At 64.9% G+C, this 14,525-nt stretch carries 9 protein-coding genes and 2 pseudogenes; 8 read left to right on the top strand and 3 right to left on the bottom strand.

The features are described from left to right. Positions 1–92 precede the first annotated feature (92 nt). From AC1RMY_RS15820 to AC1RMY_RS15800, 5 genes and pseudogenes are all read left to right on the top strand, one after another. Positions 93–302 (top strand): annotated as a pseudogene (locus AC1RMY_RS15820) (MBL fold metallo-hydrolase); the annotation flags it as partial. Between the two features lie 179 nt (positions 303–481). Beyond that, positions 482–2,059 carry a bifunctional aminoglycoside phosphotransferase/ATP-binding protein gene (locus AC1RMY_RS15815; protein ID WP_492866042.1) on the top strand — a complete coding sequence of 526 codons (1,578 nt, stop codon included), beginning with the start codon at positions 482–484 and terminating at the stop codon, positions 2,057–2,059. 197 nt (positions 2,060–2,256) lie between these two features. Next, positions 2,257–3,261: an HlyD family secretion protein gene (locus AC1RMY_RS15810; protein WP_492866040.1), complete on the top strand. Its 1,005-nt coding sequence runs from the start codon at positions 2,257–2,259 to the stop codon at positions 3,259–3,261. After that, the gene (gene rbbA / locus AC1RMY_RS15805; RefSeq protein WP_492866038.1) at positions 3,258–5,990 is read left to right on the top strand and encodes a ribosome-associated ATPase/putative transporter RbbA; all 2,733 of its coding nucleotides are present in this window, start codon (positions 3,258–3,260) and stop codon (positions 5,988–5,990) included. Before AC1RMY_RS15810 ends, rbbA begins: the two co-directional genes overlap by 4 nt. Position 5,991: 1 nt before the next feature. Then, the gene (locus AC1RMY_RS15800) at positions 5,992–7,125 is read left to right on the top strand and encodes an ABC transporter permease (RefSeq protein WP_492866036.1); all 1,134 of its coding nucleotides are present in this window, start codon (positions 5,992–5,994) and stop codon (positions 7,123–7,125) included. Between the two features lie 201 nt (positions 7,126–7,326). Here AC1RMY_RS15800 and AC1RMY_RS15795 read toward each other — a convergent pair whose 3' ends face one another. From AC1RMY_RS15795 to AC1RMY_RS15785, 3 genes are all read right to left on the bottom strand, one after another. Beyond that, a complete protein-coding gene (locus AC1RMY_RS15795) occupies positions 7,327–8,133 on the bottom strand; it encodes an ABC transporter ATP-binding protein (RefSeq protein WP_492866034.1) in 807 nt (268 codons plus the stop codon). A gap of 84 nt (positions 8,134–8,217) precedes the next feature. Continuing rightward, positions 8,218–8,940: a universal stress protein gene (locus AC1RMY_RS15790; RefSeq protein ID WP_492866032.1), complete on the bottom strand. Its 723-nt coding sequence runs from the start codon at positions 8,938–8,940 to the stop codon at positions 8,218–8,220. A gap of 56 nt (positions 8,941–8,996) precedes the next feature. After that, complete coding sequence (locus AC1RMY_RS15785) at positions 8,997–9,980, bottom strand: zinc-dependent alcohol dehydrogenase family protein (protein ID WP_492866030.1); 984 nt, start codon at positions 9,978–9,980, stop codon at positions 8,997–8,999. Positions 9,981–10,104: 124 nt separating this feature from the next. On the opposite strand from AC1RMY_RS15785, the gene AC1RMY_RS15780 reads away from it, so the two are divergent. From AC1RMY_RS15780 to AC1RMY_RS15770, 3 genes and pseudogenes are all read left to right on the top strand, one after another. Further along, a complete protein-coding gene (locus AC1RMY_RS15780; RefSeq protein WP_492866028.1) occupies positions 10,105–11,901 on the top strand; it encodes a PHA/PHB synthase family protein in 1,797 nt (598 codons plus the stop codon). Positions 11,902–11,904: 3 nt separating this feature from the next. Beyond that, a complete protein-coding gene (locus AC1RMY_RS15775; RefSeq protein WP_492866026.1) occupies positions 11,905–13,308 on the top strand; it encodes a bifunctional enoyl-CoA hydratase/phosphate acetyltransferase in 1,404 nt (467 codons plus the stop codon). Continuing rightward, positions 13,305–14,478 (top strand): annotated as a pseudogene (locus AC1RMY_RS15770) (acetate/propionate family kinase). Before AC1RMY_RS15775 ends, AC1RMY_RS15770 begins: the two are co-directional and overlap by 4 nt. The last annotated feature ends 47 nt before the right edge of the window (positions 14,479–14,525 follow it).

Genomic DNA, 14,525 nt, shown 5'->3' with positions numbered 1-14,525 from the left:
CGAATTTGATCGTTCTCAAGGCGTGCTTCGATGGACTGTGCTGCGAAGGCGTCATTCGGCCCAAGGGCTGCTGCTCTTTTCGGAGATCGACAATGACGGAGGTCGAAAGTCGGCAGGAAACCGGAATCCGTCTCTGTTTTCACGGAGCGGCTCACGCGGTCACCGGTTCCTGCTTCTCGCTTCGGACGGACGAGGCTCACATCCTCATCGATTGCGGCATGTTCCAAGGGTCAAAATCGGAAAAGGAATTGAACTACCGGGCATTTCCCTTCGACCCTGACTCAATAGACGCCGTGCTCCTTGATCGCAACGCCAGCGGCTGTCCTTGATTATCGTCAAGGATGACGCCCAGCTCCCGAGACGAGTCCTCGCGAAGCGTCGGTACTGCTCCAATTTCGAGAACCCTGGCCGCCGAGCTTGATGAGCATCAAGGTGATTTCGCCGGGAGGGGCGACAGTGGTTCTTCGACCGGAGACACGTCATGCCGACGGACAGCCAGAATGAAACGATCTGCTTCCTCGGCTCATGCGACGCTTTTGGCGGTGGCGCCGAGTGGGTCGAATTGGTCTCCACCCACATCTCGATCGTGCTGCTGATCGGATCCCGTGCCCTCAAGCTGAAACGCGCCGTCAAGTTGGCCTATGTCGATCTGTCGACGCCGGAACGGCGGTTGGCGATGTGCGAGCGGGAGCTGATGCTGAACCGTCGGACGGCTCCAGGTCTCTACCACGCGGTCCATCGAATTACGCGGGAACGAAATGGCGAGCTCGCTCTGAACGGCCAGGGCGAACTGGTTGATGCCGTCCTGGAAATGGAACGCTTCGACGACACCTTCCTGTTCGATCGAATGGCGCAGCGGGAGCGTTTGACCGCGCCCGACATCGCTGAGCTCGCCGGTGCGATTGCTCGATTCCATCGCGCCGCCCCCGTCTCGTCGGATCGCGAGGGGGCCGAGCGGATGGCACGCGTGCTCGCGATCAATGAGCGAGCATTCGCGGATGCGGATATTCTCTCGCGCAGCGAAATCGAACCCATCATCACCGGCTGTCGGGAAGCGCTCGGGCGTCATACGGTCTTGCTCGACCAGAGAGCCCGCGAGGGAAAGGTCCGCCGCGGGCATGGCGACCTGCACCTGCGCAACATCTGCCTGTTCAAAGGCAATCCGTTGCTCTTCGATTGCCTCGAGTTCGATGAGGACCTGGCGACCGTGGATGTTCTCTATGATCTCGCCTTCGTGCTCATGGACCTCTGGCACCGGAATCTTGAAGTACTCGCCAACCTCCTCTTCAACCGCTACCTCGACGCGGTCGACGACGAGCGGGGAGTCCGGTTGCTTCCGTTCTTCATGGCGGTGAGAGCCGCAGTTCGGGCTCATGTCGTTGCGGTCGATAGTGGGAGGTCCGTGTCCGACCGCTTGACCGAGGCGAGAAGCTATCTCGACCTTTGCCGCCGCCTCCTAAGGTGCAAACCTCCTGTCCTGGTCGCTATCGGCGGCTATTCGGGTTCGGGGAAATCGACGCTTGCGGCGAAGCTTGCACCACTGCTGGGCCCGCCCCCGGGCGCCCGCATAGCCGCGACCGATCGGATCAGGAAGAAGCTTTATGGTGTTCCTGCGGAGACCCGATTACCGCTCGATGCTTATGGCGCGGATGTCTCAACCCGAACCTATGCCGCCATGATGCAGGCTGCCGAAGTGACGTTGTCGCAGAGCCATGCCGCCGTCGCCGACGCCGTGTTCGACCGCCGGATCGAACGCGAGCGGATCGGGGAGGTGGCTCGGCGCACCGGCGTGCCATTCTGCGGCCTTTGGCTTGAAGCGCCGAAAGATGCGCTCGTGCGACGGGTAATGGAGCGTCGCGGTGATCCTTCCGACGCCACCCCCAGTGTCGTGATGGCCCAGATTGCCCGGCATGGGGCTGCGACCGAATGGACGAGGATCTCGGCACAGGAGAATATCGACATTGTCGCCGCGGCCGCTCTTGCGGCGATCAGCTTACAGGCTGGCGCTGCGGCGGTTGGCTCAGTCCGGCATGCGCGCGGTCAGGGACGCGCGCCGTGAAGACATGAGGGGGCTGTCGTACCTTGTCGAAACTTCAGTCGAGCAGCACGCGCAGGTGTGGGGCCAGCTCCTGCGCAGTATATGGTTTCTTAAACCAGCTTCCTTCGGCGAGGCCGGCGAGGCCGGGGTGGCCGGTTGCCGCATGCTAAGGAGATGGTCCGTGAGCTTGTATCGCCTGCCTGCAGCGGAGAGTTGAGATGCGTCCTTGTGTTTTTGCTACAACGGCTCTTTTCGCTGCACTTCTCCTGTCGACGCCCGTGGCGCAGGCCCAATCCCGCATCAGGGCACTCATCGAGCGGCTGCGGGGCGACACGATGCCTGAGGGCATCGTCAAGACCAATGGCCGCCTCGAGGCGACGCAGGTCGACGTCTCGTCGAAATATGCAGGCCGGCTGGCCGATCTGACGGTCAAGGAAGGCGACGAGGTCACCGCCGGCCAGGTCATCGCCCGGATCTCCTCGCCGGAATACGAGGCGCAGCTACGCGCCGCTCAGGCGCAGGTGCTGCGAGCCCGTCAGGCGCTGGCCGAAGCCGAGGCCCTGATCGCCCAGCGCAGGAGTGACCAGATTCTCGCCCGGACCGATGCCGAGCGCGGCAAGGAGTTGGTCGCGAAGGGCTACCTCAGCAAGCAGGTAGACGACCAGCGCTCGGCCAAGTCCGCCGCGGCCGACGCTGCACTGCGCGCCGCCGAGGCGCAGCGCGACCAGGCCCAGTTCGCGATCCACGCCTCCGAGGCCGACGCCGAGCAGATCAAGGCCATCTTGGTCGATCTCGTTCTGCTCGCGCCGCGCAGCGGGCGCGTGCAATACCAGCTTGCCCGAACCGGCGAGGTGGTCGCGGCCGGCACCCGCGTCGTCACAATCCTCGACCTGTCGGATGTCTACATGACGATCTACCTGCCGGCGGCGCAGGCCGGGCAGCTCGCGCTCGGCGACGAGGCGCGCATCATCCTCGATCCCGTGCCGCAATATGTGGTTCCGGCAACGGTGAGCTTTGTTGCCTCCGACGCGCAGTTCACGCCCAAGGCCGTCGAGACCGCCGAAGAGCGCGAGAAGCTGGTCTTCCGCGCCAAGCTTCAGGTCGATCCGAAACTGCTCGCGAAGTACCATCGGCAGGTGAAGACCGGCGTGCGCGGGCTCGGCTTCGTGCGGACCTCGCCCAGCGCAAAATGGCCCGACTCGCTCGCCGTGAAGCTGCCATGACGGAGAACGGCCCGGCCGCCAGCCTCTCCGGCGTGACGCATCGCTACGGCAGGGTGACCGCTCTCGACGCGCTGACGCTCGACATCCCCTCCGGCCGGATGATCGGCGTGATCGGGCCGGACGGCGTCGGCAAATCGACCCTGCTCGCGCTCGTCGCCGGCGTGCGCAAGATCCAGCGGGGCAGCGTCCATGCACTCGGCGGCGATCTGAGCGATACAACCGAGCGCGCGGCCCGGCGCGGGCGTATCGCCTATATGCCGCAGGGGCTGGGACGGAACCTCTATCCGACGCTCTCGGTCTTCGAGAACATCGATTTCCACGCGAGACTGTTCGGGCAGGATGCCGCCGAGCGCCGCAGCCGCATCGACGAGCTTCTCAAGGCGACGGGGCTCGACCCCTTCGAGGGCCGGCCGGCCGCCAAGCTCTCCGGTGGCATGAAGCAGAAACTCTCGCTCTGCTGCGCGCTGATCCACGATCCTGATTTACTGATCCTCGACGAGCCGACCACAGGCGTCGACCCGCTCTCGCGCGGCCAGTTCTGGGACCTGATCGACACGATCCGCACCCGCCGCCCCGGCATGAGCGTCATCGTCGCCACCGCCTATATGGAGGAGGCCGAGCGTTTCGACTGGCTCGTCGCCATGGACGACGGCAAGGCGATCGCGACCGGCACGCCGGCCGAGCTGCGCCACAAGGCCGGGCAACCGACGCTTGAAGCCGCCTTCGTCGCGCTGCTGCCGGAAGCCAAGCGCGCGCAGCATCAGGAGGTGGTGCTGCGGCCGCGGACGATCAGCGACGACGCCGCGCCTGCGATCGAGGCCCAGGGGCTGACGCGGCGCTTCGGCAATTTCGTCGCGGTCGACCATGTCAGCTTCCGCATCGGCCGTGGCGAGATCTTCGGCTTCCTCGGCTCCAATGGCTGCGGCAAGTCGACGACGATGAAGATGCTGACCGGCCTGCTGCCGGCGAGCGAAGGCACGGCCAAACTCTTCGGCCAGCCGCTCGCAGCCGACGACATGGAGACGCGGCGTCATGTCGGCTATATGTCGCAGGCCTTCTCGCTCTATAGCGAGCTGACGGTGCGCCAGAACCTCGTGCTGCATGCCGAGCTCTACCACCTGCAGCCGGCCGAGATTCCCGGCCGGATCGCCGAGCTGCTGACCCGCTTCGATCTTGCGGCTGTCGCCGACGAGCGGCCCGACGGCCTGCCACTGGGCATCCGCCAACGCCTGCAACTCGCCGTCGCGGTGCTGCACCGCCCGACGACGCTGATCCTGGACGAGCCAACCTCGGGCGTCGACCCGATCGCACGGGACGCCTTCTGGCGCACGCTGATCGACCTGTCGCGCGACGACGGCGTTACGATCTTCCTCTCGACCCATTTCATGAACGAGGCGGAGCGCTGCGACCGCATCTCCTTCATGCATGCCGGCAAGGTGCTCGCGGTCGGCACGCCGCAGGAGCTGGTGGAGCAACGCGGCGCCGACACGCTGGAAGAGGCCTTCGTCGCCTATCTCAAGGAGGCCGCCGGTATCGAGGATGCACCGGTGGAGCAGGGCGCCGTGCCCCCCGCCGCTCTCCGGCCCGCGCCGGCGGCGCTCCTTTTCGATCCGCGCCGACTCTGGGCCTGTGCCCGGCGGGAGACGATGGAGCTGCTGCGCGACCCGATCCGGCTGAGCTTCGCCTTTCTCGGGCCGGTGCTGCTGATGCTGGCCTTCGGCTTCGGGATCTCCTTCGACGTCGAGAACCTGAAATTCGCGGCCTTCGACCAGGACAACTCGATGGAGAGCCGGCAACTGGTCGAGGCCTTCTCCAGTTCGCGCTATTTCTCCGAGCGGGCCCCGATCCGATCGGCCGAGGAGCTCGACCGGCGTCTGCGCAGCGGCGAACTCCAGCTCGCGATCGAGATCCCGCCCTCTTTCGGCCGCGACCTGATGGCAGCGCGGACACCCGAACTCTCCGTCTGGCTCGACGGCGCCATGCCATTCCGGGCGGAGACGACGCGCGGCTACGTCACGGGTTTGGCCGCGCAATATACGCGGGACTTCACCGCTGCCCATGCAGCATCGAGCCATGCGCCGGTTCTGGTCACGATCGAGACCCGCTTCCGCTATAATCAGGACTTCAAGAGCGCCAATGCGATGGTGCCGAGCGTGATCATGCTGATGCTGATCCTGATCCCGGCGATCATGTCGGCGATCGGCGTGGTCCGCGAGAAGGAAACCGGCTCGATCGCCAATTTCCGCTCGACGCCGATCAGCCGCTTCGAATTCCTGTTCGGCAAGCAACTGCCCTATATCGCCATCGCCATGGGCAGCTTCGTCATGCTGGTCGTGATCGCGCTGATCGTCTTCGCGGTGCCGATAAAGGGCTCGGCTTGGGTGCTGGGGCTCGCGACCCTGCTCTATGTCTCGGCGACGACCGGCTTCGGCCAGCTTATCTCCAGCTTCACGCGCACGCAGGTCGCCGCGGTCTTCGCCACGGCGATCCTGTCGATCATCCCGGCGGTGAATTTCTCCGGCTTGATGGTGCCGGTTGCCTCGCTCTCGGGGGGCGGCCGGATCATCGGCATGAGCCTGCCGCCCGCCTGGTACCAACCCGTTAGCGTCGGCGTCTTCACCAAGGGGCTGGGCGCGGCCGAGCTCTGGCCCAATCTGCTGGCACTGGCCGGGTTCTTCCTGCTCTTCCTCGTCGTCGCGCAACTGGCGCTGCGCAAGCAGGAAGCCTGAGATGGCCCCGCTCCTGATCCATCTCCAGAACATCCTGCGCCTCGTCGTTAAGGAGCTGCGCAGCCTGCGGGCCGATCCGATCATGCTGGTGCTGGTCGCCTACACCTTCACCGTCGCGGTTTACACGGTCGCCAACGGCGTAAAGCTGGAGGCGCGCGACCTCACCATCGGCATCGTCGACGAGGACCAGTCGGAGTTCTCGCGCAGCCTGCTCGGCGCCTTCGGCCCGCCCCTGTTCAAGCTGTCGAAGCGCATGGCGGCCGGCGAGATCGACGCCGAGATGAATTCCGGCCGCCTCGTCTTTGTGCTGGAAGTCCCGCCCCGGTTCCAAGCGGACCTGCTGGCCGGGCGGCAGACGGCCTTGCAGCTCAATATCGATGCGACGGCGATGACCCAGGCCGGCAACGGCGCGGTCTATATCCAGCAGATCATCGCCCAGGAGATCGCCAACCGGCAGGCCGGGCGCGAGACCACGACGCCCTTGCCGATCAGTCTGGTGGTGCGGGCGCGCTTCAACCCCAATCTCGATTCCGGCTGGTTCAGCTCGGTGATGCAGGTGCTGAACAACGTCACCCTGCTGACCATCATCCTGACCGGCGCGGCGTTGATCCGCGAGCGCGAGCAGGGCACTGTCGAGCACCTGCTGGTGATGCCGGTCACGCCGGTCGAGATCATGCTCGCCAAAATGACGGCGAATGCGCTGGTCATCCTGGCCGCGGCGGTGGCCTCGCTCGTCTTCGTCGTCGAATGGGCGCTCGGCGTGCCGATCGCCGGCTCGCTCCTGCTCTTCGTGCTGGGCACGGCGGTCTATGCCTTCGCGGTGGCGGCGCTCGGCGTCCTGCTCGGCACGCTGGCAACGACGATGGGCCAGTTCGGCCTGCTCGCCATCCCGGTCTTCGTAGTCACTCAATTGCTGTCCGGCGCGACGACCCCGATGGAAAGCATGCCGATGTGGCTGCAATGGCTCATGCGGACCTTCTCGCCGACGCCGCATTTCGTCGCCTTTTCACAAGGCGTACTCTATCGTGGCGCCGGGATCGACGTGGTCTGGCCCGAGATCGCCAAGATCGGCGCGATCGGCGCGGCCTATTTCGCTGTCGCGCTTGCCCGCTTCCGAAAGGTGATCTTCGCGTGAATCCGTTTGCGCTGCGGCGTGGAGGCAAGTCTGGCCCTTGGACGAATGCGGTAGCTTAAGGGGAGCCCGAGCAAGCCTTGCCTCCGGCAAGTTTCAGCACAACAAACTGCTTCGCCATGTCGTGGACGAGGAAGAGACTTAAACGGGCCTCGGAAGCGGACGAGCTGTCGAAGCGGACCGCCACTGACGTCAATCGGGCATTTAAGCCATCAACTGATCCGCAAAAATAGTACGACCACGCTCACCTGCGAAGTATTCCTTGAGCCAGGGGTCTTGGTGGTCCAACAGGTCCGCCAGCGTTCCGACGGCGACAACCTTGCCTCGCGCGATGGCCGCGATCCTGTCGCAGGTCGCGTGCAGGCTGCTCAGATCATGGGTGATCATCATCACCGTCAAGCCCAGACTAGCCTTGAGGGTCAGCAGAAGCTGGTCGAAGGCGTCGGCAGCGATTGGATCGAGCCCCGATGTCGGCTCGTCGAGAAACAGAATGTCCGGATCGAGGGCTAACGCCCGGGCCAAGGCGGCTCGCTTGGTCATGCCGCCCGACAGTTCGGCCGGGTATTTTTGTGCCGCATCGAGCGGCAGTCCGACCATCTCGATCTTCAGCAGCGTCATTTCGGTCAGCAGGCTCGGCGACAGATGCAGAAGCTCGCGCATCGGGAGTTGGATGTTCTCCGCGATCGTCAAGGACGAGAACAGGGCGCCCTGCTGGAACATCACGCCGCAGCGCTGTTCGAGGGCTCTGCGCTCATTTTGCCGAAGGTCATCGAGATCTCTGCCGAAGATCTCGATGACGCCGCTTCGCTTGGGGAGAAGGCCGAGGATCGTTCGCGCCAGGACGGACTTGCCGGAGCCGGAAGCTCCGATGACGCCGAGAATTTCGCCGCGCATGATGTCTAGATCGAGGTGATCCAACACCGCCTTGGTGCCGAAGACGACTTCGAGATCTCGGACGCGAACGGCTAGTTCACTTTTTCCCGGACCCTGTTCTTGCTCGGTCGCAACCATGAACGGCTCTCCGACTGCAAGGCAGTAGTTGAGCAAGGCGGTTGGCCCGTTGGGGAACTCGCCCGAGGCAACCGCCTCGCGACGCTAATGAGCGAGAAAAAGCGGTACGGGGGAGCTGTCGATCAGATCCGCGGTCACGCCGCCGAGCACCCATTCCCTGAAGCGTGAATGGCCATAGGCTCCGATGACGATCAGGTCCGCCGAAATCCGCCTAGCCTCGGAGAGGAGGGCATCTGTCGGCGACGTCTCCGTATTGAGCACGGTTGCCGTCGCCTCGATACCGTGCGGCACGAACACGAACTGCGGTGTCAAAATGAGAATGCTGACGAACATCATCTTGATGTCGAGTACGGCGAGGTAGACGAAGACGCTTACCAGAAAGCCGACTTCGACGATCGGCAGGCTCAGGCTTGAACCTACGAAGGCGCCGATATCGTCCGCCTCGGCGAGGATCATCGCCAGTCCGGTTCCGCTGCCGAGAGCGCTATCCTCGGCACTCAATCCTTCGAGCCGCCTCGTGACCACGAGACGCAGATCCCGGGTGGCGCATTCGCCCAGCCAGGCGCGATAGACGTTCATGACCAGCTTCGCCAGTCCGAATGCCAATAGGATGGCGAATTGAACGGCGACGAGCGTCAGAATCGTGGTGAGCGAGCCGGCGTGGACGGCCGTGTCGATAATCCGCCTTTGCGTTTCAATCGGAGACGCATTGAGTAGGAAGACCGCAACCGACAGGACGCAGACGGCCGCTTGATGCCAGCCTCCCGACCAGAGGATGAAGCGCAGGAACGAGGAGGGGAGGATCAATCCCTCGGTGTCTTGGCGCGGGGGCTCCGCTATCGATGCTATGAGTTGCGAAAGCTTCATGGGACCAGGACCGCCGCTCCCTGCAACCGACCGGCGCGCAGGTCGGACAGTGCCTCGTTTGCCTGTTCCAGCCGATAGACCGTGGTTTTCGTCGCGATGCCCGCCTGTCGGGCGACGGACAGGAATTCATGGCCGTCGGCTCGCGTGAGGTTGGCGATCGAGACCAATTCGCGTTCGTGCCAGAGCAGGTCGTAGCCGAAGCTGGGAATGTCGCTCATATGGATGCCGCCGCAGACGACGCGCCCGCCCTTCGCGACTGCGCTCAGGGCCAGCGGGATCAATGTACCGAAGGGGGCGAAGATCAGCGCGGCGTCGAGTGGCACCGGTGGCTTTTCCTCGGAACTACCCGCCCAGCAAGCACCGAGCGATAGGGCATGGGCCTGGGCCGCCTCATCGCCCGGGCGGGTAAAGGCATAGACCTCGCGCCCCTGCCAGCGACAGATCTGGGCGAGGATGTGAGCGGCGGCGCCGAAGCCGTAGAGGCCGACCCGCCGCGCTGCGCAGGCGCTGCGCAGGCTGCGCCATCCGATCAACCCTGCGCACATCAAGGGTGCGGCGGCGACGGGATCGGGGAATTCGTCGAGAGGGAAGACATAGGCCGCTTCGGCAATCACGTGAGTGGCGAAGCCGCCGTCGCGCGTATATCCGGTGAATTCAGGAGTATCGCACAGGTTCTCGCGCAGGCTGCGGCAGTAGGGGCAATGCCCACATGTATGCCCCAGCCAGCCGAGGCCGACGCGCCGGGCGAGCAGTTCGGGCGCAACATCCGTTCCGATAAGGTCGACCCGACCGACGACCTCGTGGCCGGGAACGCGCGGGTATTGCAGATCAGGTAGTTCGCCATCGATGACGTGCAGATCCGTGCGGCAGATCGCACAGGCCTCGACCCTGATCCGCAGCTCTCCCGGGGCAGGTGCGGGATCGGGGCGTGTCTCCTCGATGAGCGGGCTGCCCGCGGCGTTCAGAACCATCGCCTTCATGGGATTCTCCCGCTCTGCGCGCTGAGGAACCTACCGGAGATGAGGGCGCATCGGCTTTGACCAAGCTCAAGGAACGCCCGGCATTCGCAGCGCATCTTGGTGGGAGCTTCGAAGGAAGAACGCCATGCATTCCTCGTCCCGAACCGGCTTGGCCCGGAAGTCCAAGCGGCAGCAACCTTGCAGGGAGGAGACGCTCGGCGAAGAGGCGTTCTCGGCGATCGATCGGATGCGCGAAGCTGCAACGGCGAAATTCACCGGCGGCTTCTCACCGATGGCCTTGACGCTGGCCTATCTCGACTGGGCTATCCACCTGACAGCCGCGCCCGGCAAGCAATACGAACTCGCGAGCAAGGCGATGCGCAAGGGAGCTCGTCTGGCAGGACACGCCCTATCGGGTCTTTTCCAGACCGATGTCGATCCCTGCATTCGGCCGTTGCCCGGCGATCATCGCTTCACCGCCCCCGAATGGGGAAGGCGGCCCTTCAGCTTCATGGCGCAGGCCTTCCTGCTCAATCAGCAATGGTGGCACAATGTCACGCATGAGGTGCCGGGCCTCGAGCGCCACCATGAAGAGGTGGTTTCCTTCATCACCCGGCAGGTTCTCGACGTCTTCTCTCCGTCCAACAACCCGCTGACCAATCCGGAGGTGATCGAACGCACCCGCCAGACCGGAGGCGCGAATCTCATCGAGGGCTGGAAGAACTGGGCCGAGGATATCCAAAGGCAGCTTGCCGGGCGGCCTCCCGTTGGCGCGGAGCGCTTCGTCGTCGGTCGGGACGTGGCGGCGACGCCGGGTAAGGTCGTCTTCCGCAACCACCTGATCGAGCTGATCCAATACGCGCCGTCGACAACGACCGTCCATGCCGAGCCGATCCTGATCGTGCCCGCCTGGATCATGAAGTACTACATCCTCGACCTGTCGCCGGAGAATTCGCTGGTGCGCTACCTCGTTGGCGCAGGCTACACGGTCTTCTGCATCTCCTGGCGAAACCCCGATGCCGACGACCGGGAGCTCGCCCTCGATGATTACCGCCGCAGTGGCGTGATGGCTGCGCTCGACGCGATCACGACCATCATGCCCGGCCGGAAAGTTCACGCTGCCGGATACTGTCTAGGCGGGACGCTGCTGGCGATCGCAGCCGCGGCGATGGTGCGCGACGACGATGGGCGGCTGGCCTCGCTGACCTTCCTCGCGGCCCAGACCGATTTCAGCGAGCCGGGCGAGCTCGCGCTGTTCATCGATACGAGCGAGCTGCGTTTCCTCGACAGCATGATGTGGAACCGCGGCTACCTGTCGGCCGACCAGATGGCCGCGGCCTTTCAGCTCCTGCGCTCGAACGATCTGGTCTGGTCGCGACTGGTGCACGACTATCTGATGGGCGAACGCTCCCCGATGTTCGATCTGATGGCCTGGAATGCGGATTCCACGCGCATGCCCTATCGCATGCAGGCGGAATACCTGCGCGGCCTCTATCTCGACAACGACCTGGCGAGCGGCCGTTTCATGGTGGAGGGCCGACCGGCAGCGCTCCAGAATATCCGCACGCCGACCTTCGCGGTCGCGACCGAGCGCGACCATGTCGCGCCGTGGCGTTCAGTCCACAAGCTGCACCTGCTGATCGATGCCGACTTGACCTTCGTGCTGACGAGCGGCGGGCACAATGCGGGGATCGTCAGCAAGCCCGGTCATCCCGGGCGCCGGTATCGGATGCTCGCGAAGAAGCATGGCGACATCTGTCTCGGTCCCGACGAATGGTCCGCCGCTGCCCGACCCCGCGAAGGCTCGTGGTGGGAGGCCTGGACGGAATGGCTCGAGGGCTTATCGTCACCCGAGCAGGTCGTGCCACCCGAGTTCGGTGACGCTGGAAGCGGACGAGAACCGCTCTGCGATGCACCGGGAACCTATGTGCTGCAAAGGTGAGCCGTGGATCAGGAGCTCCTCGCCAACCGGACCTTCGACGAGATCGCGATCGGCGAAAGCGCGTCCGCCGTCCGCATCGTCCGGCCTGACGACATCGAGCTGTTCGCTGCCGTCTCGGGGGATGCCAACCCCGCCCATCTGGATGCAGCCTTCGCTGCGGGTGATCCGATCGGGCATGTCGTGGCGTACGGCATGTGGACCGCGGCGCTGGTCTCGGCGGTGCTCGGCACGAAGCTGCCCGGACCGGGTACGATCTATCTCGGGCAGGATCTGCGCTTCCTGAAGCCGGTCACGCCCGGCGATACCATTACGGCGACCGTCACGGTCCGAAGCAAGGAGGCGTCGAAGCGAGCCGTCGTGCTGGATACGGCTTGCTCCAACCAGCGCGGCGAACCGGTTTTGTCCGGCACGGCGACGGTGATGGCACCCGGCCAACGCGTGACCCGGCCGCGCCTGCGCCTTCCCGAGGTCACGCTGAAGCATTCCGATCGCTACGACAGCATCATGGCGCAAGCCCGTGCCCTGCCGCCGTTGAGCGCCGCGATCGTCCATCCCTGCTCGCCGGAAGCCATCCTGGCCGCGATCGAAGTCCGTGACGAGGGGCTGTTGCAGCCGGTTCTCGTTGGCCCGGAGGCGAAGATCCAGGTTGCCGCGGAGAAGGCAGGTGTCGCGCTCGACGGGATCGCAATCGAGCCCGCTCCGCATAGCCATGCCGCCGCCGCACGTGCCGTCGAGCTCGCCGTGGCGGGCCGGGTCGCGACCCTCGTGAAGGGCAGTCTCCACACGGACGAACTGCTCGGCGCCGTCGTCGCCCCGGGCTCGGGTCTCACGACCGAACGGCGCATCAGCCATGTCTATGCGATGAGCCTGCCGGCCTATCCCAAGCCGCTGATCGTGACGGACGCCGCGGTCAACATCCAGCCGACGCTGATGCAGAAGCGCGACATCTGCCAGAACGCGATCGACATGCTGCATGTGCTCGGCCTGGAAGAGCCGCTGGTAGCGGTGCTCGCCGCCGTCGAGACCGTCAGCGACCGGATGCCCTCGACGCTCGATGCCGCCGCGCTCACCGTGATGGCGGCGCGCGGCCAGATCACCGGAGCCAAGGTCGACGGTCCGCTCGCCTTCGACAACGCGATCAGCCCGGAGGCGGCCCGGACCAAGGGGATCGCCTCTCCGGTCGCAGGCCAAGCCGACATCCTTCTCGTACCGGATCTGGAGGCAGGCAACATGCTGGCCAAGCAACTGATCTATTTCGCCAATGCCGATGCGGCAGGACTTGTGCTTGGCGCGCGCGTGCCGATCATCCTGACGAGTCGGGCTGATTCCCTGAAGACCCGCATCGCCTCGGCGGCGCTGGCAAAGCTCGTCGCCGCCCATCGCCAATCCCTTACGGTGCCGGCATGAGCGAGCGGCTTCTCGTCACCTTCAATGCCGGCTCCTCGACGGTGAAGATCGGGCTGTTCGCGCTGACCTAGGCTGGACCGAAGCGGATCGGCAAGGGGGTGATCGATTTCCGCGAACCGCCCTTGCGCTTCCGGCTGATCGAAGGGCCCGACACCTTCGATATCGCTCTCGAAGCGAACCCTGGCGCTGCGCTCGACATCGTTCTGAGCGAGGCCTTCCGGCGGCTTTCCTGGCATTTCGACCTCGGCAACGTCGTCGCGATGGGCCATCGCATCGTCCATGGCGGCGAGAGCTTCGACGGTCCCGTCCGCGTCGACGACGCTGTCATGAGGGCACTTGAGGCGCTTGTTCCTCTGGCGCCGCTCCATCAGCCGCAGAGGCTCGGGCTGATCCGTGCGATCCGCAAGCTACGGTTGGAACTGCCGCAGACGGCATCCTTCGATACGGCATTTCACCGAACCAATGCCGATGTCGCGCGCCGCTTCGCCATTCCCCGCGCGATGCACGATCAGGGCATCAAGCGCTACGGCTTCCACGGCCTCTCCTATCGCTTCATCGCCGGCGAGCTGGCGCGCAGTGAGCCGGTGATCGCGAAGGGCCGCGTGGTGGTCGCGCATCTCGGCAGCGGCGCCAGCCTCTGCGGACTGGAAGGCGGCATCAGTCGCGATACGTCGATGGGCTTCTCGGCGCTCGACGGCATTCCGATGGCAACCCGGTGCGGAGCGATCGACCCCGGCGTCCTGCTGCATCTGCTCGCCGAGGGTTACGATGTCGGTCGGTTGGAAGATCTGCTCTACCGCCGCAGTGGCTTGCTCGGCGTTTCCGGAATCAGCCCCGAAGCCGCAATCTCCTCGAAAGGCCCGAGGCACACGAGGCTCTCGACCTTTTCTGCTTTCGCATGGCGGGGGAGGTCGGTCGGCTTGCGGCGACGCTTGGTGGTCTCGACGCGATCGTCTTCACGGCCGGAATCGGCGAGCATCAGCCGCCAATCCGCGCCGCCGTGGCGAGGCGATTGAAATGGTTGGATCTCGAGCTCGGCGAGGCCGCGAATGGGGCCAACGCAACCCGGATCAACGGGTCAATTCACGTGTCGCGGCTTTAGTGATCCCGACCGACGAGGAAGCTGGCATCGCCGAAGATGCATTGGCGGTGGCAAGATCAACAGGATAGCTGCCTGAGCCGAATGGTTGAATCTCGACTCAGACAGGCTTCCGAAT

It is taken from the genome of Allobosea sp. GW822-FHT03F07 (genome assembly GCF_058801345.1).
Note: the sequence above shows the minus strand (reverse complement) of the source record. Positions and strands in the feature narration are given on the sequence as shown.

Excerpts from the sequence above, each read along its gene's own strand:
- AC1RMY_RS15795 (WP_492866034.1), bottom strand. The coding sequence starts at position 8,133 with ATGGTTGCGACCGAGCAAGAACAGGGTCCGGGAAAAAGTGAACTAGCC.
- AC1RMY_RS15800 (WP_492866036.1), top strand. The coding sequence starts at position 5,992 with ATGGCCCCGCTCCTGATCCATCTCCAGAACATCCTGCGCCTCGTCGTT.
- AC1RMY_RS15780 (WP_492866028.1), top strand. The coding sequence starts at position 10,105 with ATGCATTCCTCGTCCCGAACCGGCTTGGCCCGGAAGTCCAAGCGGCAG.
- AC1RMY_RS15815 (WP_492866042.1), top strand. The coding sequence starts at position 482 with ATGCCGACGGACAGCCAGAATGAAACGATCTGCTTCCTCGGCTCATGC.
- rbbA (WP_492866038.1), top strand. The coding sequence starts at position 3,258 with ATGACGGAGAACGGCCCGGCCGCCAGCCTCTCCGGCGTGACGCATCGC.
- AC1RMY_RS15785 (WP_492866030.1), bottom strand. The coding sequence starts at position 9,980 with ATGAAGGCGATGGTTCTGAACGCCGCGGGCAGCCCGCTCATCGAGGAG.
- AC1RMY_RS15810 (WP_492866040.1), top strand. The coding sequence starts at position 2,257 with ATGCGTCCTTGTGTTTTTGCTACAACGGCTCTTTTCGCTGCACTTCTC.